Raw genomic sequence first — 19,546 nt, forward strand, 5'->3', positions numbered from 1 at the left:
CGATCCGCCCTACTTCTTGCCCGGGGAATAGAGGTAGTGGGCGTACGTCGCCACGTCCTCGGAGACCCGGCGGATCAGGTGATCCAGGCTGATGATGGCGAACTCCAGCAGGTTCACCGCGATGTACGGCTGCTCGACGCGCAGGCGGTCGTACATGGAGCGCGACAGGCGCAGCAGGCGGGTATTGTCGCTCAGGGCGCGCATGCGCACGCCGCGGGGCACGCGGTCAAAGAACGACATGGACCCGGCGAGTTCGCCGGTCTGCATGCGCCCGACCTCGATCTCCTGGTTGCCGTCGTCGTGGTACAGCGCGGCGGTCCCGCTGACCACGAAGAACAACGACTCCCCGACCTCGCCGATATCGGCGATCACCTGCTTGTGATGGGTTTCCAGCACCTCCAGGTATTCGAGAAGGATCTCGACCTCGGCCGGCGTCAGCGACGCCGAGATCGGGTGTTTGGAGAGGAATTCGGTCAGCAGTTCCTTGGACATGGAGAGGCTTCCTTCTGACGGGTCCGCAGTAGAAGTGGGAGTACATTAGAGTATAACGAACGCGACCCCGGGACGGGGCGACCAAGACCACCGGGGAGGTACCGCTTGATCGACATCGATGCCCTGCGCCGCCACCTGCCGCGGCGCCTGCGCGACGGCCGGACCGTCCTGCTCGTGGCCGACACGGATAGCCAGGAAAGCCCTCCGGGCGTGGAGCAGGAGAGCGTCGCGGCATTTCTCGAGCACCCGCCCGGGCCGCGCGTGCCGCTGGTCCTGCTGCCGGATACGCTGAGCGCACTGGACGTCACGACGGGCCAGCAACTCCTGGGCGGGCTGCGCGACCGCTGGGCCGACGAGGTACTGATCCTGCATCGGCGGGACGACGAACGCTGGGGCCTGAACGATTTCCTCGCCCTCGGCTTCCGCCATGACCCGGAGGCCGAGGCGGCCGCGCCGGATCACACGGTCTATCGCACCAGCCTGTACGACTACAAGCTCACCCCCGACTGGCTGAACGCCCGTTTCTGGGCCAACCCGGAGATGTGGGACAAGCGCCGCTGGTAGCGGCGCCCGGCGGACGAGCCGCCATACGCCTAATCGTCGTCGGGGTTCAGGCGCGGATGCGTCTCCTCGCCCCACCACCAGACCACGGCGCCGGAGGCAAACATCGCGATCACCACAAACCAGAAACCCCAGACCACCGACCCGCCAATATGGGCCACGATGCCCAACCCGAAGGCCCCCACTCCGTAGCCAAGATCCCGCCAGAAGCGGTAGGTCCCGATCGCCGAACCGCGCCAGTTCGGGTGCGCGATATCCGCCACTGCCGCGCTCAGGTTGGGATACAGCAGCGCCATGCCGAGACCGGTCACCGCCGCCGCGAACGACCACCACAGCACGCCCTCGCCCAGCAGCGTCAGGGCCACCCCGCCGCCGCAGATCCACATGCCCCAGATAATCGGCTGCCGGCGGCCAATATGGTCCGACAGGCGGCCGGTGAGGAACTGCGATCCGCCCCAGACAAACCCGTAGATCCCGACCACCCAGCCGATCGCCGCGAGGCTGAGCCCCTGCTGGTAGAGGAACACCGGATAGAACACCCACACCAGCGCATCCACGAACTTCTCGACCAGCCCCGCCTGACTGAACGCGGCCATGCGCCGGTCGCGCCAGGACATCAGCGTGAACACCTCCCAGGTGCTGGGCGTATCGGAGATATTCTTCGAATACCGCGGGATGGGCCCAGTGGACTGCCCCGCGGCATGCCGCGCACCCTCGGCCTTCGCCCAGTCCAAGGTCTCGCGCACAAACAGCACCGTCAGCACGATCGCCAGCGCGATCACTACCAGGCCAAAAATCAACAGCCCCATGCGCGGACCGAACGCTGCAGCCATGTAGCCCGTCACGATCCCCGCCACTGCGACCCCGACATAGCCGGAGAACTCGTTCATCCCCATGGTGAAACCGCGTTCATCGGCACGGGTGATGTCCATCTTGGCCGTCTGGGTCATCGACCAGGCCAGGCCCTGGTTCACGCCCAACAGCACGGTCGCGGCCACGATCCAGCTCCAGGACGGCGCGTAGAGAATCATGAACGGGATCGGGATCGCCGCCACCCAGCCCAGCATCAGGACGGTCTTGCGGCCCAGCCGTTCGGACAGGCGACCGGCAACAAAATTGAGCGCCCCCTTCACCACGCCAAAGGCGACCACAAACGCGGTCAGCAGCATGAACGAGCCCTCGGCCACCCCGAATTCGCTCTCCGCCAGGGCCGGCACGACCGTGCGCATCATCCCGATCGTCAGGCCGACGAAGAAAACCTGGATCAGCTGCTGACCGAACTGCCCGAGGTTCTCCCGGATCCCGTGCGTCAGGTGGGCATAGGCCTCCGCGGCCTTGTGATGGTCCGTCATGGCGAGTCCCTCTTGTTTCCGATCAGGCCGCGATGTTCGCGGCAACGTAGGCATCCATCCCCGAAGGACGCGGCGGGATGTCCTGGGTCAGGAAATCGACGAACGCCTCGCGGTCGCGGATCCCAAGCCCCGGGTTGAAGCGCTTTTCGAAGCCCAGGGTGGACGAGGGCTTGCCGGACAGGCCTGCGCCACAGACGCTCCCGGCATAATGGCCCGGGTAGATCTCCAGCTCGTCCGGCAGACCCAACAGGCGTTGCTGGAGGCTGTCGTACAGGCGCCCTGCCATCTCGCGCTCGCGGCCGGCCAGGTCGGGCCGCCCGATGCTTCCGATAAAAAGTGTATCGCCGGTCAACACGAACCAGGGCTGATCGCCGCGACGCTTGTCGGTAACCAGCAGGCACACGCTGTCCTCGGTATGGCCCGGAGTATGGATCACCTTGACCTCGACATTCCCGGCGGCGATCCGCTCGCCATCCTCCAGCGCGTGGAAGTCGAACTCGACCACCGAGCGATCCGACGCGTGCAGGCAGTACTCGGCTCCGGCACGCCTTGCCAGATCACGGCCGCCGGAATAGTGGTCGGCATGGATATGCGTATCGATCACGTGGGTGATCGCGACACCCGCCTCGCGGGCCCGCTCCAGAAACCAGTCCTGATCGCCGTCCACCACATCCACGGCAATCGCCTTCCCTAGCGATCCACAGCCGAACAGATAGGACAACGACGATTCCCGCGTGGGCAGCTGATGGAAAAACATGACGTGCCTCCTGGACCGATTTCCGGTCTCTCCCTGGGTTAGTTGGATTCCGATTCCTGGGTAATGGGCAGACCCTGATAGCGCCATTCGGCGACGCCATCCTCGAAGCGGGTCGCCTGGAACCCGTGCGCGGCCAGGATCTCTACAGCCTCGCTGGCCATCAGGCAGTAGGGACCGCGGCAATAAGCCACCACCGGTCGGTCGGTCGGCAGCTCGCCGAGCCGATTGCGTAGCTCGCTGATCGGGATGGATCGGGCATACGGCAGATGGGCGTTCGCGTATTCCATGCCGGGACGGACATCGAGAACGATGAGATCGCCCCGACGCGCCTGTTCCAGCAGTTCGGGGCCCGCCATCGGGGCCAGCTCGCCAGGGCCCTCGGCCATCTCGCGGGTCGCGGCCTGCAATTCGAGCAGGCGCTCCTCCGCCAGGGTGCGCAGCATTACCCAGAAATCCGCGACATGCTGATCCACCAGGCGATAGAACATATGGCGCCCTTCGCGCCGGGCCGCGACCAGCCGCGCCTGGCGCAGCTCCTTCAGGTGGGCACTGGTCAGCTTCACGCTGAGCTCTGCATCCGCAGCCAGCTGCTCGACGCTCTTTTCGCCCTGCACCAGCACCTCGATCAGTTCCAGGCGTTTCGGGCTGGCCGCGGCGCGCGCGATGCGGGCCACCTGTTCGTACAGCAGATCCTTGAGTTCACGTCCGGACACAGTGTGCATTCCAATATTCATTGGAATGAACGATAGATGACCCAGGGATCGCACGCAAGTCCGGTGATGACCCGGATCTGGCCGCGGAGGAATCCTCCCACCACCAGGGGCGCGCTGGATCGGGCCCTCCGGTTTCTGGGTGATTTTGGGGTCTCGCCTATTCCTGAGTAGTTTACTCGGGAACTTCAATTAGAAGTTGCTTACTAACTTAACGAGCAACCCGTGCCTTCGGGCACACTTCCCCTGCAACAGGAGAACGTCATGAGCCAACTGATCAACAACTTCCCGGCCGACGGTGTCGTCACCATCAACCGCGTGATCCTCAAGCCGGAATACACCATCGACGATCTGCAGGAACGTGTGGCCGTCCTGTGCGAGAACGTAAAGACCTATCACTCGGATACCGGCTTCGTCGGCGGCTTTGTCGCGCTGAACTCCGGCTCCGTCTCCAATGAAGGCTCCACCATCGGCCAGGCGGTCGAGAGCCCCATGAAGGACAAGGAAGCCCTCATCATCACCTTCTGGAATAGCTTCGACGAACACGAAGCGTCGCACCAGAGCGAGACCTTCCAGCCCCTGTTCCAGCAGGTACTGGAACTGTGCGAGAACGGAAACGAGGAGATCGCCTACGAGATGCTCTGGTCCGGCGCAGCCTACGATCCGGAACAGGCGAGGGCCGCCCGCGAGGCGAAGGAAACCCACGCGGCCTGAGGGCCGCTATTCAGGCACGATCGTCTCTCCGACGACCGTACCCATGGCCGGGGCCTTGCGCCCCGGCTTTTTCGTGTCTGGCGCGCCGTCATGTCCCCTACCCGGATGATCGGCTATCCGCGCACGAGCGCCGGCGGGCTCACGCGCGCGGGACGTCGTCGTCCTGCTTCGCGTCCTGCATCTCCGGGGGCGAGGCCAGGGTGTGATTCTTCTCGTCGTAGCGGCCCTTCAGCTCGTCGGTCTTGCTGTGCTCCCACAGCGGCACCCCGACAAAGTAGCCGGCGCGCCCGATCGCGTGCGCGGCCACCGGTGCGGTGAGCAGCAGGAAGCCAATCACCGCCACCGCGCGGGTGGTGACCCCGCCGTCGCCAAAGTAAACCGCCACGCCGACCATCATCAGACCCGCCCCCAGCACACCGGCCTTGGTGGTGGCATGCAGGCGCATCGGCAGGTCGGGCATGCGCACCAGACCCAGCGCCGCGACCACCATGAACGCGGCCCCGACGACCAGAAACAACCCCGTCAAGAACTCAGTCATCGTCCCGGTGCCCCCCTTTCTCCAGGTAACGGGCAAAGCCCACTGCGGCCAGGAACGCGGTCAACGCCAGCACCATGGCCACGTCGATGAACGGGGTGCGGCCACTGGAGATCACGTAGACCGCGATGAAACCGATGGTCAGCGACGCAATCAACTCCAGTGCCACCACGCGATCCGGCAGCGTCGGCCCCAGGTACAGCCGCCAGAACCCCAGCACCAGGGCCAGGCTCAGCAACGCATTGGAAGCAATAATAGCGATATCGAACATCGGACCTCCCCGCGCCTAGTGGGCCATGCGGTTAATAAGGTAACGCTCAGCCGTCGCACAAGCGTTGTGGGCAAGGCGCGCAAGCGCAGGACTGGCCTTCGCCCATTCAAGCGAGCGGAACGCGGACCACGGCGCTTGTGCGACGGCCCTTCGGGAGCCACTGTGCTGGCGCGACTCGGCGTTGCGTTTCTTGGCAAGGACGCTGCCATTCCCTGCGAAACGCGCCTTGATTCGCGCCAGCACAGTGGCTCTGAGCGTTACCTTATTAACCGCATGGCCCACTAGCGCAGGATCTCCAGCGCGCGGTGTTCCAGGTACTTGATCGAGCGGATCACCGCATCCCGGTCCTCGAGGTACATCACGTGGATGTACAGCACCTTCTTGTCGGTGGAGACGTCCAGGCTCAGCGTCCCCGGCGTCAGCGAGATCAGGTTGGCGACGATGGTGATCTCGCCATCGGTCTTGGCATCCAGCGGGAAGGCAATCACGCCCGGCACCATGTGGTGAGTCGGCGTCATCACGTCGTAGGCAACCTTGAGGTTCGACAGGAACAATTCCCACAGGAAAAACCCGATAAACCCGATGAATTTCGGCACCCGCCGCGCGTAGCTGGCAAACCCCGGCTTGTCACGCAGGGCAAAGGCCAGCAGCACGTAGCCCAGGAAAAATCCGACCAGCAGATTGCCGGTGGTAAACGTCCCGGTCAGAAAGACCCAGATCAGGGCCAGCGCGATGTTCCAGGTCAGCGCGATCATTGGCGGGCCTCCCCGAGTACCGCCTCGATATACTGCGACGGATCCAGCAACTGCTCGGCCGACATCAAAGCCATCTGGTAGATCGGCTCGCCGTACAGGCCGATGGCCACGGTCATCAGCGCCAGCATGATCACCGGGACCCACATCCAGATCATCGGGCCGGACGTGACGTCAAGCGTCTCGCCCTCGACCCCTTCCGGCTGCGCCTTCCAGAACACCTCGGCCCAGATCTTGATCATCGAGTACAGCGTCAGCAGACCCACCACCAGCGCGACCGCCACCACCCAGTAGGCCTCGGCTTCGATGCCCGCGCGGATGATGATGAACTTGGCAAAGAAACCCGACAGCGGCGGCAGCCCCGCCAGCGACAAGGCCGGAATCAGAAACAGCACCCCCAGCATTGGATGCGTACGGTAGATCCCGCCCATCAGCTTCAGCTCGTGGGTGCCCTTCATCACGAACGTGATCCCGCTGATCAGGAACAGATTCGCCTTCACGATGATGTGATGCATGATGTAGAACACCCCGCCCACCAGGGCCAGCGGCGTGAACAGCGCCAGACCCATGATCATGTAGCCGATCTGGCTGATGATGTGAAACGACAGGATGCGCCGGAATTCGTAATGCGCGGCCGCCCCGAGCACGCCGGTCAGCATGGTCGCCGCTGCGACCCACAGCAGGATCTCGTGGGTGTAGTCAACTTCCTGATTGAAGATCAGCGTGAACACGCGGTACAGCGCGTAGACCCCGACCTTGGTCAGCAACGCCGCGAACAGCGCCGAGACCGCCACCTTCGGCGTGTGGTAGGACGCCGGCAGCCAGAAGAAGAACGGGAACGCCGCGGCCTTCACCCCGAACGCGACCAGGTACAGCATCGCGATTACGGTCACCAGACCGGTGTCCTCGACGGTGGACAGCTTGTCGGCGATATCCGCCATGTTCAGGGTGCCGGTCAGCCCGTAGGTCAGGCCGATCGCGGTCAGGAAGATCATCGACGACAGCAGGTTCAGGGTGACGTACTTGATCGCCCCTTCCATCTGCGCGCGTTCGCCACCCAGGATCAGCAGCGCGAAGGAGGCGACCAGCATCACCTCGAACCACACGTAGAGGTTGAAGATGTCGCCGGTCAGGAACGCGCCATTCACCCCCGCCAGCAGCAGATGCAGCAGCGGGTAATATCCGAACTTCTCCGACATCTTGCCAATGCCGGAGAGCGAATAGATCGCCGTGGCGAAGCCGATGATACCGGTCAGCACCACCATGATCGCCGCCAGCATGTCGGACACCAGCACGATACCGAATGGCGCGGGCCAGGAGCCCATCTCCATCACCACGTGCCCGTGCTCCCAGGTATCCGCCAGCAGCCACACGCTGACGGCCAGCATCAGCCCGGTACCGAGCACGCCGAGGGCCCGCTGCGCGAAGTGCGAACGCCACAACATCACCGACAACGCACCGACCAGCAGCGGCACGATGATCGGGAGGGCCACGGACATCATCATCGATCGGTGTCCTTCATCTGGTCCATGTCATCGGCCTGCACCACTTCGTAGGCGCGGTGGATCAGTACCACGGCAAACGCCAGCACCCCGAAACCGATCACGATCGCCGTCAGCACCACGGCCTGCGCCAGGGGATCGGCCGCGACCCCCTCGGGCACCGTATCTCCGGGGGAGATCAGTGGCGGCGCGCCCGATGTCATGCCGGCGACGGTAAAGATCAGCAGGTTGGCGGCATTCGACAGCAGCACCAGGCCGATCACCAGCTTCACGATCGAGCGGCGCAGCATCATGTAGATGGCCGCGGCATAGAGACCGCCGACCACGAAGGCCATGACGACTTCCATTAGTCCTCCGCCTCCGCGAGGTTGAGCATGATGGTCAGCACCGAGCCGATGACCACCAGGTACACCCCGATATCGAAGATCAGCACGGTCGAGAGCTTCATCTCGCCGAAGATCGGCGCAGTGAACTCCCACCACTGGGCGGTAAAGAAGGCCTGCCCGCGAAACACGCCGGGAATGGCACTGATCACCGCCAGGACCATGCCGGCACCCAGAAGATCCCGAGGGTCCACCCGCAGCACCTTGCGTGCCGACTCGGTATCCATCGAAAACAGGTACAGCAGGATCGCCGCCGCCGCGACCAGCCCACCAATGAAACCGCCGCCCGGCTCGTCGTGCCCGCGCAACAGCAGGAACACGGAAAACAGCAGCAGTAGCGGCAGCAGGAAATGTCCCGCGGTGCGCAGGATCAGGGAATGCATGTTCATCGGCGGTCCTCCGCGCGGAAACGAAGCATCGCGTACACCCCGATCGCCGCCAGCGCCAGCACGAAGATTTCGCCCAGGGTATCCAGTGCACGGAAGTCGACCAGCACCACGTTAACGATGTTGCGGCCGTAACCGGACGGCACCGACTCGTCGATGAAGTACTGCGAGATGGAGTCGAACAGCCGCGCATCCACGGTGCTCAGGATCAGCAGCGTGATCATGCCGCCCATCACCAGCGCGATCCCGGCGTCACGCAGGCGCAGCGCGGTGGACGACAGGTTCAGGAAGCCCGGCAGCCGGAACAGCACCAGCACCAGCAGGATCACGGTCAGGGTCTCGACCAGCACCTGGGTGATGCCGACGTCCGCCGCGCTGTAGAGCACGTAGACCAGCGCCACGGTGAAGCCCAGCGAGCCCAGGGCCGCCACTGCGCCCAGTCGCGAGCGGGTCAGCACCGCGAACAGCGTGGAGGCCACCAGGACCGCCAGGATGGCGATCTCGTGGACCTTCAGGCGCTCGAGATTCAGCGACCCGACGCCGACCTCGAACAGCTGGGCGGTGACCCCGACCAGACCCGCGGTCACCACGACGATCACGATCACGTAATAGCGCAGATAGCCGTTCTGCAGCACTCGGGTCTGCCATTCGGACAGCCACACCAGGCCGTCCATCATCTTGAAATAGCCGTTCTCCGGGCCGAATTCGGCGACGCGATCGACCCAGGCCAGCGCGCGGCGCGCCTGGTCCCAGCGCCAGTAGAGAACCCCACCGGCCACCAGGCTGAAGGCGGAGATCGCCAGCGGCCAGTTCAGGCCGTGCCACAGCGACAGATAGCCGTCGACCGGCGCGCCCTGCACGCTGGCCGCCGCCGCGTTGATCAGGCCCTCGTCGGCCAGCCCCGGCCCCAGGCCGAAGATCAGGCCCAGGCTGGCGAGCACCGCGGGGCCCGCCAGCATGGCCACCGGGGCGTCGTGCTGCGGGGTCTTGGGCGTGTCCACCTTCGGCCCGAACCACGGCCGGATGCCGACAATCGCGGCGACCGCCACCCCGAGGATCGCGGTCAGCACCGCCAGCAGGGTCAGGATGCCGACCAACCCCGGGGCCCCAAGCACCGACTCCAGCATCAGCTCCTTGGCGACAAAGCCGAACAGCGGGATCACGCCACCCAGCGACAGTGCCGCGAGGACCGTGAATGCCGCCGTCACCGGCAGCGTGCTGCGCAGTCCGCCGGTCTGCAGGAAGTCCTTGGCCCCGGCCTCGTGATCCAGGATGCCCGCGACCATGAAAAGCGCGCCCTTGTACAGGGAATGCGCCAGCAGGAAGGCCATCGCCGCCATCAGAGCGGTTTCGGTGCCAATACCGATCAACATGGTCAGGGTGCCCAGCGCCATCACCGTGGAATACGCCAGCACCTTTTTCACGCCCGTGGAGCGGTAGGCCAGGAACACACCGGTGAACATGGTCACCGAGCCGACCAACACCAGCGTGGTGAACCAGACATCCGTGCCGCCCAGCGAGGGATTCAGGCGCGCCAGCAGGTAGATGCCGGCCTTTACCATGGTGGCCGAGTGCAGGTAGGCGGAGACCGGCGTGGGCGCCGCCATCGCGCGCGGTAGCCAGAAATGGAACGGGACCTGTGCCGACTTCGTGAAGGCCCCGAGCAGGATCAGGAACAACAGCGGCAGATACAGCGCATGCTCGCGCACTACATCGCCGTTGGAGAGGATCTCGGAGATCTCGTAGGAGCCGCCGGCCATCGCCAGCATGATGATGCCGGCGAGCATTGCCAGACCGCCGCCGACGGTTACGAACAGACCCTGGAGCGCGTACTTGCGGGCGTCTGCGTTCTCGTGGTTGTAGCCGATCAGCAAGTAGGACGTGATACTGGTCAGCTCCCAGAACACGAACATCGCGATCAGGTTATCCGCCAGCACCAGCCCGAGCATGGACCCCATGAAGGCCAGCAGAATCACGTAGAAACGGCCGAGATCGCGATCCTTCTCGAGGTAGCGCCCGGCGTAGGTGACGATGAAGAAACCGATGCCCGAGATCAGTAACGCAAACAGCAGTGACAGGCCGTCCACCAGGAACGAGAGCTGGATATCCAGCCCCGGCAGCCAGGGCCAGGCCAGCACGATGGATTCGCCGCTGGAAACCGCCGGCAGGAAACTCAGGAAATAGACGAACAGCCCGGCCGGCAACAGGCCCAGCACCCAGCCACTGGTGCGGCCGGTCAGGCGGTGGATCGTGGGCGCAAACGCCGCCACCAGGAACGTTGACAGAATTGCGTACAGCATCCGGTCAGCTCAGTCCTTTCAGTTCCGGGCCAAGGCACGCGGCCGCGACCGCGCATGTGAGGGTCCTTCCGATCCTGACGGGGCGAGCCGATCAAGGCGCACCAGGGTCAAATCGGTCGCGGAAGCCTACCGACTCGGCCGAGGCCGCGCAAGAAACGTGACGTTCCTCGCGCAAGCCCCGAAAGACACGCTGACAGCGGCCTTTTCAGACGAGAAGAACCGGTCTCAGGAAAGCGCCGATCAAGACCCCCGGTATCAGCTCCATTCACTGCGACGGCGTCGGGCGGGAATCCGCGTAAGCACGATCCCGAGAATCACCGAGCCCACCGTGACCAGCGCTCCGGTCATGAACCACTTGCGCTGACTGTCCGCCTGCATCACCTCGACCTGACGGCGATACTCGTCGGCGGAGTCGCGGGCATCGATCAGGTTCTCTTCCAGGCGGCGATTCTCGCGCTGGATTTCCTGCGGCCGCGAGGCGATATCACGCAGCTCTTCCAGCTCGGTTTCCATCTCCGCGAGCTGTGCCTGCAGTTCGTCACGTTCCGCGGTCAACGCATTGCGCCGATCCAGCAGTTCCGCGATCCGGCCCTCCTGGTCATCCGCCCCGGAGCGGATCTCGGCCAGCTCGGCCTCGACTTCGGCCAGGCGCTCGCGCGAATGCGGCTCGTCCTGCAGGTAGCGGGTCAGGATCCAGGCCTCGCTGCCACTGGGCAGGCGCACCCGACTCCAGCCGTCACCGGACTGCTCCATCACGGCCACGGGCTGGCCGGCGCGCACGGCACTCACGATCCGGTGCTGGTTCGACGGACCACCCCGTGCGCCAACCTCCAGTTCCTCGCTGACGTACCGGGTCTGCTGCGCAGCCGCGCCGCCCCAGGCCACCATCAGCAATCCGCCCAGAACCAGCACTACCACGCGCATCGGCCACCCATTCGTCGTCATGTCTTCTGCCATCTCTTGATTCGTCAGGGATCAACGGCGCTGCATTCTACAGCGGTATCCGCGCAGCGCGTGCCAGGCCACGCCAGGGGTTGATCGAGTTCACATAACGATTGCCGCGAGCCTTACAAGAACTGCTCCCGCACTACCCGCGACGGAAACGTGAGCAGGTCAAACGCCATCGGCGCCAGTCGGCGGATCTGCGCCGCCGTCACCGCCAGCAGGTACAGGACCCCGGCCAGCACGGCGAGCAGCAAGCTCAGAAGTCCACCCAGCATCACTCGGGTCGCCTGCAGGACGCCCACCAGCCAGATCGGTGCCAGCGCCACGATCAGCGGGATCACCAGCCCCAGGATCGCCCCCACCGACTGTTCGAACAGATCCAGCGTCACCGGGGGTGCCTCGCCCCCTGCCAGCAGGGTATCGACCATTTCCTGGCGATAAGCCACCCACTCCAGGTGGAAACCGCCAAACCCGGAGACCAGCGCCAGTGCGGCCAATGCCACCGCAGCCACCACCACCAGGGCGCGGCGCACGCCCTCGCTGCCGTCCATCAGGGATTGTGGCAAGAGCCGCGAGACACCGCGCGCCTCGGCCAGCAGCCAGCCACAGACCGCGGCCGCCCCCAACAGGATCACGACCACCAGATCCGGAAAGGCCACGCCGCCGGCCTCCATGGACGCCGGAAATTGCGAGCCCAGGGCCGGGTCGAACAGGCGCTGGTACACGATCACTGCCACAGCCGTCAGCGCCAGTCCGGCTGCGCCCAGCAGCCACTGGCTACCCGCCTGGGCATACGCCGGCCACTGTCGGTGCGCCGGATGGTCGCGGCTCTCGCAACGAGTCAGACCATTGTCGAGACGTTCGCCCTGGCGCTGCAGGTCCGCCAGTCGCCGGTGAACTTGCTCCAGGCGCCCGGTCAGCTCGTGCAACGGGGCCTCCATGCGGCGGCGCGCCGACAACAGGCCACGGGCCATCTGGCGGTGCTCCTCCATACCCAGGCGAGCGATGCGCAGCACCGTTTCCTGCATGTCCTGCGCCAGACGCTGCCCCTGCGGGCTCTCGCCGACGGGCGTGCTCACCAACGCCTCCAGCCGGCTGACCCAGCCCGGCTCGGCGGACAAGCGCCCCTCGTCGCGGGCGTAGGCGTCCTCCAGCTGGCGCAGCGTCTCGTGGACCTGCTGGCGCAGATCGGGGATCTCGGCCAGATCATGGCCCACCAGCCGAGCGTAGCGTCGCTCCAGGGCATGCACCGCGACATGGACGCGCTCCGCCTCCAGCCTCGCCAGATGCGCCTGGTGCCAGCGCTGAGCCGCATCGCGCAGATGCAGCACCTGGCGCCGCAGGGCACAGACCAGGCGCGTAATCCCACCCGTCAGGCCCACCAGCAATCGCCGCAGCGGCCGTCGCGCCAGATCGAGCACGATAATCGCGACAACAACCCCCACTACCCACAGCATTACAGTGACCGCCACGACGACCCCTTGCTTATTGTTTTACGGCATGGTCGGTGCCCGCACCCTCCAGCGCAACTCGGACCTCCGCCTTCGCGCTCCGATTATGTCGCAACGCCTCCACGCCTGCCGGCGCGCGGAGGGATCCGTACTCAAGTTTGCGGCGCCGGCGCCGATATCCGGATTAAATCCCCGGAGACTTCGCGATGCTCAGCCTCGACCTCCTGCCGGCACCCGCACCGGCCCGCACAGAGAACCCCGCCTGGCTGGATGCCGGGTTCACCGCCGGCTGGCTCCCGGCCTTCCGCGACCGCCGCACCGGCGAGGTCCATGCGAGCCATCTGGATGACGGGCGCCTGGCCTGCACGCACATCCTGGATACCGTGCCCGCGCCCTGGGTCTCCGAACGCGACGGCAAGGGGCGCCCGACGGCCCTGACCGCCGACATCCAGGCCGGCTACCTGCGCGGCGATCGCTTCTTCACCCTCGCGGAACTGCTACGGTATCCATCCGACGCCTGACGACCGGCCCGTCAGCGCCACCACGCCCGCCGCAATTGCTTTTGCGCGCGGGTTTCGGTCCAATACCGGCCTTTTCCCCGAGCGGCGCTCCCATGCAGAAGAATCAGTACGATCGCGACGAACTCCTGGCCTGCGGCTACGGCGACATGTTCGGCCCCGGCAACGCCCAGTTGCCGGTCCCCAACATGCTGATGATGGACCGCGTCCTGGAGATCAACAGCGACGGCGGCCAGTACGGCAAGGGCGAGATGATCGCCGAACTGGATATCAACCCCGACCTCTGGTTCTTCGCCTGCCACTTCCCCGGTGACCCGGTCATGCCCGGCTGCCTTGGGCTCGACGCGATGTGGCAGCTGGTCGGCTTCTACCTGGCCTGGCTCGGCAACCCGGGCCGCGGTCGCGCCCTCGGCGTGGGCGAGGTCAAGTTCACCGGCCAGGTCCTGCCCACCGCGAAGAAGGTCACCTACCACATCGACATGAAACGGGTGATCTCGCGCAAGCTGGTCCTCGGCATCGGCGACGGCATCGTCAAGGTCGACGGCCGCCCGATCTACGAGGCCCACGACCTCCGCGTCGGCCTGTTCACCTCCACCGAAAACTTCTAACCCCACCGGCACCCGCCCGACCCCTACTTACTGCCATTAGGCCCGGGCTGGCCCCGGTTCGTCGCTGGTGTTTACGGTGGCTCGGGTCCGACGCCTGCCGGTTGCTGGCTGGCCATGGTTCGGCGCTAGGTGTTTACGTGCCTTCGTCCGGCCGCCTGCCACGCGCTCTCTCGCGAGCGCACCGCGAGGTACTTTCTTGCTTGCCCAAGAAAGTACCTAAAGAAGGGCACCCGGATTCCGCCCGGGAACCTTGCTCCAGGGCCCTCGGGCCGGCGGCGCTGAACTCGCTGCGCCTGCGGCTCCGCTCAGGCATCCAGCGCCTTCTTCCGGCCCGAGAACCCTTCCGCAAGGGGCTCCATACGGGAGGGGAAGGTCAAAACCGACCGTATCCCACGCTTCTGCCTAACCATAGGCATCGCCGCCCGAAAGCCCCGGCGCCCGCCGCGCGGGCGCGGCACGCAACGGCCAAAGGCCGAGCGTGCCGAAGATGCTCGAAGACCTAGCCATCATCCACTGGCAAGAACGCTGGGATAGTCCTTGTTTGGACCTGCCTCCCCGTTGTCGTCGCGCCGAGTGGAGAGGCTTTTCGCGGGATTCAAGGCGCTGGATGTCTGAGCGGAGCCGAAGGCGCAGCGAGTTCAGCGCCGCCCGCGAAAAGCCTCGGAGCGAGGGAAACCCCGGCCCGCACAGCGGGCCGGGGTCGCGGCAGTCGGGCGTGTTTCTTGGGTACTTCTTTGCACGAGCAAAGAAGTACCTCGCGGTGCGCTCGCGAGAGAGCGCCTGGCAGGCGGCCGGACAGAAGCCACCGTAAACACCAGACGATTAACCAGGCCCGGCCATTCGGCTCGAGAAACCGCGACAGTCACCACTCGATCAGTCCTTTCCGGGCGCCCCGCCAAATGCATCGCGCAGCCAGCCACGCAGGGCATCGAAGCCATGTTCCGCCTGCTCCAACGGCGGCAGCATCCCCGACACGAAGCCGCGCGCCCGGAACGGCTCCAGTAATTCCGGATCGCCCGAGATCACGTGGACCGGTACCGCCCAGCTGGCGTCCTGACCGGTAATCAGCGCGGCCGCCGGGTGATCGCCCAGCATGAAAAACAGCGTTTCCTCATCGGCAAACCGGGCGGCGTAGGCCCCGGTCACCTCCAGCGAGTAGCGCACCGACTCCGCGTAGTACTCGCGCACGCGACCAAAGTCCCGCCACAGCGTCTCCGGCGCGGGCCCCTGGTCGGCCCACTGGTCAAAGATCGCGCCATCCCCGATCGCATCCCAGTCCTCCAGCACCGGCAGGATCGGCGTCCAGGGCGCATGCGAACTGACCAGCGCCAGCATCGCGAACACCGGGTCTTCCGACGTCGCGCGCACCTCGCGGTCGAAGAACGACCAGGTGTACTGGTCCGGCATCGTTACCCAGAAGAATGGCGGCCCGGCGTAGTCGAAGTCGTGCTTGCCCACCATCCGGTCCCAGCCGAACCACCGGCCCTCCGGCCAGTCAAGCTGGATCGCCGGCGCGAGCATGGCCGTGCGGTGGCCGGTCGTCTGGAAATCCTGCACCAGGGTATCGCGGGGCTCGGCCTGCAACGCGTCGTAGTGCCCGGCGTAGCGCACCTGCAGACCCGACAGCAGCGAGGCCTGCGCCAGCCAGGATTGCCCGCCGGCGATCGGCGCCTCCAGCACGCCGGTCACCACGTGCAGGCCCGCGGCGTCGAGATCGTCGCCGATCGACTCGAGTCCCGGCACGATCACGGGCGCATAGCGCTCGTCGAAAACGGCGGAGACGCCATAGGACTCCACCAGGCCCAGGATCACGTCGACCCCGGCAAGTCCCGGCAGCGGTTGTGCCCCGGCCTGCTCACGGCTTTGCTGCAGCCGCGCACGAAAGGCCCGGTTCTCCGCGATGGCGGCCTGCCCCGCCGCGATCTGCTGCTGCACCATCCCAGCCGCCGGCGCGACCGTTCCGGCGGGCGCCACGTCGCGCATGCCGGCGGCCGTACCCACCAGGCCAAGCGCCAGCAGCCCAACGGCAAGGGGCAGCGGCACCCGCCGCGCGCCTGCGGCACGGCTGCCCAGCGCATACAGCCCCCGAGCCGCTCCCCAGATCACCACGACCAGCCCGGCGATCAGGACGATGCCCAACAACACGGTGGCCACCCAGCCGAGATTCCCGGTCACCAACTGGTACACCGCATCCAGCAGTATCCAGTCCTGGATCAGGTTGAGCGGCCGGTTCAGACTGGCCCGGGTCAGGGCATCGAACAACGCCAACACCACCAGCGCCAGCAGGAGCCCGCCCGCCAGCCACGCCAACCCCCGCGCCAGCCGGCCCGACGGCAGAAGCGCGAACAGGCCCACCAGCAGCACGGCCTCCCAGGCCAACCAGTACGGTGCAAGCCCCGCGTAGCGCGGGAGTTCCAGACCCAGCAGCACCGCATTCAGCGCAACAAGGGTCAGCAGCAATCGCAGCATCGGCGCCCCGGAATCAGCGCCGAGCCGAACCGAAGGTCATTCGCTGCATCACGCCATCCCGACGCACGCGCCAGTGGAACAGCGCCACCGCAATATGGCCGAGCGCCAGGATCAGGATGGCCATCCCCAGCGCCTGGTGCCAGCCGAACAGGATCTCCGAAAGGGCTTCGTTTTCCGGGAACAAGCCCGGCAGGATCAACGGCCCCAGCTGGACCGGATAGCCCCCGGCCGCGGTCGCCCACCACCCGATCACCGGCATCACGATCAGCAGGACATAGAGCAGCCCGTGCACCACCTCCGAGCCAATCCGCTGCCAACGGGCAAGTGCCACCGCGTAGGGCGGCTTGCCATGACGCAGCCGCAGCCCGATGCGCACCAGCATCAGTGCCAGAATCAGCACCCCGAAGCTCTTGTGCCAGGTGTAAATGGTGTTGGTCGCATCCTCGCCGAAGCGCGCCTGCAACCCCTCGAAACCGAACCAGCCAATCGTCCCGCCGAGACTCAGCGCGCCCAGCACCAATACCGCCACCAGCCAGTGCACCACCCGCTGGCCCCGACTGTAGCGCGGCCAGACACCGGAATCGTTGGTTGTTTGCATGTCGAAGACCTCCTCGTCGCTTCCTTCCCAGCGTAGCAGTCCACTCCGACGGCCGAACGCCGTGAGTACCCCCAAAGGTGTTATCCGAATGGTCGTGTCGTGACGGTTCCACGCTAACCTTGCAAGGATGAACCACACACCCCGTCCCGCGCCTTTTCGACCTCAAGCGTTCGAACCCGGCGGTATCCGCTGCCTGACCTTCGACCTCGACGACACGCTGTGGCCGGTGATGCCGGTCATCCATCACGCCGAGGCACGCTTCTATGCCTGGCTTCGTGAACAGGCGCCCGAGGTGTGCGAGCGCTTCGGTCCCGATGCCCTGATCCAGGCGCGCACGGCCTTCATGCGCGCGGCCCCCGACCACGAGCGCCACGACCTGACCCGCCTGCGCAAGCGCTGGCTGCGCGAACTGGCCGAAACCTGTGGCTGCTGCCCGGAGCGTCTGTCGGGTGAAGGCTTCCAGGTGTTCTGGGAGGCGCGCAACGAGGTCACGCCCTATCCCGAGGCCCAGAATGTGCTGGCAACCCTGGCACGCCACTTCCGCCTGGGCGCGATCAGTAACGGTAACGCGGATGTCTTTCGCACACCCCTGGGCCGACACTTTGATTTCGCCATCGCCGCCGGGGAGGCCGGGGCCGCCAAGCCCGATCCACGCATCTTCCACCAGGCCCGCGAACAGGCGGGCGTAACGCCGGACGCCATCCTGCACGTCGGGGACGACAGCACCGCGGACGTCCTGGGAGCACTACAGGCCGGATTCCGCGCCGCCTGGTTCAACCCCGACTCGCTCCCCTGGGAACACGGTCACCCCCGCCCCTGCCTGACCCTCGGCCGCCTCGGCCAGCTGCCCCGGCAACTCGGCATGGAAGCCTGAGCCAACCCGGCCACGGTCCGGGATTGGCTTTGGTCCGCGATTCTTCCAAACTGCGCCCATGATCCCGACCGCCTCCCCGCGTCCATGAAGCTCCTGTGCGTGGGCGACATCCATCTGGGCCGACAGCCGTCGCGCATCCCGCCCGCGGTGGACGAGGCGCTCGGCATCGCAAACCTCGGCCCGGCCGCTGCGTGGCGCCGCAGCGTCGACTATGCCGTGGAACAAGGCATCGAGGCAGTGCTGCTGGCCGGCGACGTGGTCGAACAGGAGGACGACTTCTACGAGGCTTACCGCGACCTGAGGGCGGGTGTCGAGCGCCTGACCCAGGCGGGCATCCGGGTACTCGGCGTCGCCGGCAACCATGACGTCCAGGTCCTGCCGCGGCTGGCCGAATCCCTGCCGGCCTTCGAGCTGCTGGGGGCCGGCGGGCAGTGGGACACCCGCGAGCTGCGCGGCCATGATGATCAGCGTGTACGGATTGCGGGCTGGTCGTTCCCCGAAGCGCGCGTAACCACCAGTCCGCTGGAAGGCGATTTTCCCGCCCCCACAGACTGCCCCACCGTCGGGCTGCTGCACTGCGATCGTGACCAGTCCCGCAGCCCGCACGCCCCCGTGCGCAGCAGCGACCTGGAGGCCGCCCCGGTTGAGGCCTGGCTACTGGGCCACATCCACCGCCCCGATCCGCTCGCCGCGCCCCGACCGATGGGCTATCTGGGCTCCCTGACCGGCATGGATCCGGGCGAGCCCGGCCGCCATGGCCCCTGGTGTCTCGAAATCACCCCGGGCGGCGACCTCGCGATCGAACAGATTCCATTGGCACCGCTGTCCTGGCATACCCTCGAGATCGCCGTGGATGGCCTGCAGCAAGCGGCCGATATCCACCGCCGGGTGACCGAGGCACTGGGAGCCCTCCATGCCGAGCTGGAGACCTGGAGCCACAGGCCTGCGGCCGTCGGCTGCCGCCTGCGCTTGACCGGACGCAGCGATCAACGCCATGCGCTGGAGCGCAGCCTGTACGCCGACGACCCGCGCGCCACCCCGCAGGACCTCGGCGGCCGTTTGTATTTCGTCCATGACTGGCGCCTGGAGGCCCTGCCCGCCCTGGACCTGGCGGAACTCGCCGCGGGCAGCGACCCCGCCGCATTGCTGGCCCGCAAGCTGCAGTTGCTGCAAGGCCCGGACAACGCGACCCGCCGCGAACTCCTGGAGAAGGCCCGCGACCCGCTCGCCCAAGTGATTCATGACCCGCGTTATCGCGCCCTCGCCCCCGACGTCCCGGATGACGAGGCGATCGCCCGCCACCTGGAAGCGGCCGCCCTGCACGCCCTTGACCGGCTGCTGCTCCAGCGCGAGAGCGAAGCGTGAGGG

General features: G+C 66.2%; 21 protein-coding genes and 1 pseudogene. 6 read left to right on the forward strand and 16 right to left on the reverse strand.

The genetic code is table 11. The annotated features are described in order from the left end of the window. Positions 1–9 precede the first annotated feature (9 nt). Entirely contained in the window at positions 10–492 is a 483-nt protein-coding gene (locus G335_RS0107565; protein ID WP_018146053.1) for a Crp/Fnr family transcriptional regulator, read from the reverse strand. Positions 493–597: 105 nt separating this feature from the next. On the opposite strand from G335_RS0107565, the gene G335_RS0107570 reads away from it, so the two are divergent. Then, entirely contained in the window at positions 598–1,056 is a 459-nt protein-coding gene (locus tag G335_RS0107570; RefSeq protein ID WP_018169440.1) for a DUF6231 family protein, read from the forward strand. Positions 1,057–1,085: 29 nt separating this feature from the next. On the opposite strand, the gene G335_RS0107575 is transcribed toward G335_RS0107570, so the two are convergent. Genes G335_RS0107575 through G335_RS0107585 form a run of 3 tightly spaced genes read right to left on the reverse strand, consistent with a single transcriptional unit; the run spans position 1,086 to position 3,884 of the window. Then, positions 1,086–2,405, reverse strand: a complete 1,320-nt coding sequence (locus G335_RS0107575; RefSeq protein WP_018169439.1) for an MFS transporter — start codon at positions 2,403–2,405, stop codon at positions 1,086–1,088. A 22-nt stretch (positions 2,406–2,427) separates the two neighbouring features. Beyond that, a complete protein-coding gene (locus G335_RS0107580) occupies positions 2,428–3,162 on the reverse strand; it encodes an MBL fold metallo-hydrolase (RefSeq protein ID WP_018169438.1) in 735 nt (244 codons plus the stop codon). Between the two features lie 38 nt (positions 3,163–3,200). After that, the gene (locus G335_RS0107585; protein WP_018146057.1) at positions 3,201–3,884 is read right to left on the reverse strand and encodes a metalloregulator ArsR/SmtB family transcription factor; all 684 of its coding nucleotides are present in this window, start codon (positions 3,882–3,884) and stop codon (positions 3,201–3,203) included. A gap of 252 nt (positions 3,885–4,136) precedes the next feature. On the opposite strand from G335_RS0107585, the gene G335_RS0107590 reads away from it, so the two are divergent. Beyond that, positions 4,137–4,586, forward strand: coding sequence for a hypothetical protein (locus tag G335_RS0107590; protein ID WP_018146058.1), 450 nt, complete (start codon positions 4,137–4,139; stop codon positions 4,584–4,586). A gap of 139 nt (positions 4,587–4,725) precedes the next feature. Here G335_RS0107590 and mnhG read toward each other — a convergent pair whose 3' ends face one another. The 9 genes from mnhG to G335_RS0107635 all read right to left on the reverse strand — a co-directional run bounded on the left by mnhG (position 4,726) and on the right by G335_RS0107635 (position 13,117). Then, positions 4,726–5,124: a monovalent cation/H(+) antiporter subunit G gene (mnhG, locus tag G335_RS0107595; RefSeq protein ID WP_018146059.1), complete on the reverse strand. Its 399-nt coding sequence runs from the start codon at positions 5,122–5,124 to the stop codon at positions 4,726–4,728. Further along, positions 5,117–5,392 (reverse strand): cation:proton antiporter, encoded by a 276-nt coding sequence (locus tag G335_RS0107600; protein WP_018146060.1) that lies wholly within the window; start codon positions 5,390–5,392, stop codon positions 5,117–5,119. The genes mnhG and G335_RS0107600 overlap by 8 nt, the downstream gene beginning before the upstream one ends. Before the next feature lie 281 nt (positions 5,393–5,673). After that, positions 5,674–6,147 carry a Na+/H+ antiporter subunit E gene (locus tag G335_RS0107605; RefSeq protein WP_018169436.1) on the reverse strand — a complete coding sequence of 158 codons (474 nt, stop codon included), beginning with the start codon at positions 6,145–6,147 and terminating at the stop codon, positions 5,674–5,676. Beyond that, positions 6,144–7,649, reverse strand: coding sequence for a Na+/H+ antiporter subunit D (locus G335_RS0107610; protein WP_018146062.1), 1,506 nt, complete (start codon positions 7,647–7,649; stop codon positions 6,144–6,146). The genes G335_RS0107605 and G335_RS0107610 overlap by 4 nt, the downstream gene beginning before the upstream one ends. Further along, positions 7,646–7,993, reverse strand: a complete 348-nt coding sequence (locus G335_RS0107615) for a Na+/H+ antiporter subunit C (protein WP_018146063.1) — start codon at positions 7,991–7,993, stop codon at positions 7,646–7,648. The genes G335_RS0107610 and G335_RS0107615 overlap by 4 nt, the downstream gene beginning before the upstream one ends. Then, complete coding sequence (locus tag G335_RS0107620) at positions 7,993–8,418, reverse strand: Na+/H+ antiporter subunit B (protein WP_018146064.1); 426 nt, start codon at positions 8,416–8,418, stop codon at positions 7,993–7,995. The genes G335_RS0107615 and G335_RS0107620 overlap by 1 nt, the downstream gene beginning before the upstream one ends. Further along, complete coding sequence (locus tag G335_RS0107625) at positions 8,415–10,715, reverse strand: putative monovalent cation/H+ antiporter subunit A (RefSeq protein ID WP_018169435.1); 2,301 nt, start codon at positions 10,713–10,715, stop codon at positions 8,415–8,417. Before G335_RS0107625 ends, G335_RS0107620 begins: the two co-directional genes overlap by 4 nt. A gap of 255 nt (positions 10,716–10,970) precedes the next feature. Continuing rightward, entirely contained in the window at positions 10,971–11,672 is a 702-nt protein-coding gene (locus tag G335_RS0107630) for a TIGR04211 family SH3 domain-containing protein (protein WP_018169434.1), read from the reverse strand. A gap of 110 nt (positions 11,673–11,782) precedes the next feature. After that, complete coding sequence (locus tag G335_RS0107635) at positions 11,783–13,117, reverse strand: hypothetical protein (protein ID WP_018169433.1); 1,335 nt, start codon at positions 13,115–13,117, stop codon at positions 11,783–11,785. Positions 13,118–13,317: 200 nt separating this feature from the next. Here G335_RS0107635 and G335_RS0107640 point away from each other — a divergent pair, with 200 nt between their 5' ends. After that, positions 13,318–13,632, forward strand: a complete 315-nt coding sequence (locus G335_RS0107640) for a hypothetical protein (protein WP_018146068.1) — start codon at positions 13,318–13,320, stop codon at positions 13,630–13,632. Between the two features lie 92 nt (positions 13,633–13,724). Continuing rightward, the gene (fabA, locus tag G335_RS0107645) at positions 13,725–14,237 is read left to right on the forward strand and encodes a 3-hydroxyacyl-[acyl-carrier-protein] dehydratase FabA (RefSeq protein WP_018146069.1); all 513 of its coding nucleotides are present in this window, start codon (positions 13,725–13,727) and stop codon (positions 14,235–14,237) included. A 305-nt stretch (positions 14,238–14,542) separates the two neighbouring features. Here the strand turns inward: fabA and G335_RS14490 are convergent. From G335_RS14490 to G335_RS0107655, 3 genes and pseudogenes are all read right to left on the reverse strand, one after another. Beyond that, positions 14,543–14,747 (reverse strand): annotated as a pseudogene (locus G335_RS14490) (hypothetical protein). 363 nt (positions 14,748–15,110) lie between these two features. After that, a complete protein-coding gene (locus G335_RS0107650; RefSeq protein ID WP_018169431.1) occupies positions 15,111–16,706 on the reverse strand; it encodes a hypothetical protein in 1,596 nt (531 codons plus the stop codon). Between the two features lie 13 nt (positions 16,707–16,719). Beyond that, positions 16,720–17,304, reverse strand: coding sequence for a cytochrome b (locus G335_RS0107655; RefSeq protein ID WP_018169430.1), 585 nt, complete (start codon positions 17,302–17,304; stop codon positions 16,720–16,722). A gap of 127 nt (positions 17,305–17,431) precedes the next feature. Between G335_RS0107655 and G335_RS0107660 the strand changes: the two genes are divergently transcribed. After that, on the forward strand, positions 17,432–18,178 hold the full coding sequence (locus G335_RS0107660) for an HAD family hydrolase (RefSeq protein WP_018169429.1): 747 nt from the start codon (positions 17,432–17,434) through the stop codon (positions 18,176–18,178). A gap of 84 nt (positions 18,179–18,262) precedes the next feature. After that, a complete protein-coding gene (locus G335_RS0107665; RefSeq protein WP_018169428.1) occupies positions 18,263–19,543 on the forward strand; it encodes a metallophosphoesterase in 1,281 nt (426 codons plus the stop codon). Positions 19,544–19,546: the final 3 nt, after the last annotated feature.

Source organism: Thioalkalivibrio sp. AKL8, from assembly GCF_000380525.1.
Lineage (GTDB): Bacteria > Pseudomonadota > Gammaproteobacteria > Ectothiorhodospirales > Ectothiorhodospiraceae > Thioalkalivibrio > Thioalkalivibrio versutus.

Coding starts and splice junctions, on each gene's coding strand:
- G335_RS0107565 (WP_018146053.1), bottom strand. CDS start 492: ATGTCCAAGGAACTGCTGACCGAATTCCTCTCCAAACACCCGATCTCG.
- G335_RS0107575 (WP_018169439.1), bottom strand. CDS start 2,405: ATGACGGACCATCACAAGGCCGCGGAGGCCTATGCCCACCTGACGCAC.
- G335_RS0107580 (WP_018169438.1), bottom strand. CDS start 3,162: ATGTTTTTCCATCAGCTGCCCACGCGGGAATCGTCGTTGTCCTATCTG.
- G335_RS0107585 (WP_018146057.1), bottom strand. CDS start 3,884: ATGCACACTGTGTCCGGACGTGAACTCAAGGATCTGCTGTACGAACAG.
- G335_RS0107590 (WP_018146058.1), top strand. CDS start 4,137: ATGAGCCAACTGATCAACAACTTCCCGGCCGACGGTGTCGTCACCATC.
- mnhG (WP_018146059.1), bottom strand. CDS start 5,124: ATGACTGAGTTCTTGACGGGGTTGTTTCTGGTCGTCGGGGCCGCGTTC.
- G335_RS0107600 (WP_018146060.1), bottom strand. CDS start 5,392: ATGTTCGATATCGCTATTATTGCTTCCAATGCGTTGCTGAGCCTGGCC.
- G335_RS0107605 (WP_018169436.1), bottom strand. CDS start 6,147: ATGATCGCGCTGACCTGGAACATCGCGCTGGCCCTGATCTGGGTCTTT.
- G335_RS0107610 (WP_018146062.1), bottom strand. CDS start 7,649: ATGATGATGTCCGTGGCCCTCCCGATCATCGTGCCGCTGCTGGTCGGT.
- G335_RS0107615 (WP_018146063.1), bottom strand. CDS start 7,993: ATGGAAGTCGTCATGGCCTTCGTGGTCGGCGGTCTCTATGCCGCGGCC.
- G335_RS0107620 (WP_018146064.1), bottom strand. CDS start 8,418: ATGAACATGCATTCCCTGATCCTGCGCACCGCGGGACATTTCCTGCTG.
- G335_RS0107625 (WP_018169435.1), bottom strand. CDS start 10,715: ATGCTGTACGCAATTCTGTCAACGTTCCTGGTGGCGGCGTTTGCGCCC.
- G335_RS0107630 (WP_018169434.1), bottom strand. CDS start 11,672: ATGGCAGAAGACATGACGACGAATGGGTGGCCGATGCGCGTGGTAGTG.
- G335_RS0107635 (WP_018169433.1), bottom strand. CDS start 13,117: ATGCTGTGGGTAGTGGGGGTTGTTGTCGCGATTATCGTGCTCGATCTG.
- G335_RS0107640 (WP_018146068.1), top strand. CDS start 13,318: ATGCTCAGCCTCGACCTCCTGCCGGCACCCGCACCGGCCCGCACAGAG.
- fabA (WP_018146069.1), top strand. CDS start 13,725: ATGCAGAAGAATCAGTACGATCGCGACGAACTCCTGGCCTGCGGCTAC.
- G335_RS0107650 (WP_018169431.1), bottom strand. CDS start 16,706: ATGCTGCGATTGCTGCTGACCCTTGTTGCGCTGAATGCGGTGCTGCTG.
- G335_RS0107655 (WP_018169430.1), bottom strand. CDS start 17,304: ATGCAAACAACCAACGATTCCGGTGTCTGGCCGCGCTACAGTCGGGGC.
- G335_RS0107660 (WP_018169429.1), top strand. CDS start 17,432: ATGAACCACACACCCCGTCCCGCGCCTTTTCGACCTCAAGCGTTCGAA.
- G335_RS0107665 (WP_018169428.1), top strand. CDS start 18,263: ATGAAGCTCCTGTGCGTGGGCGACATCCATCTGGGCCGACAGCCGTCG.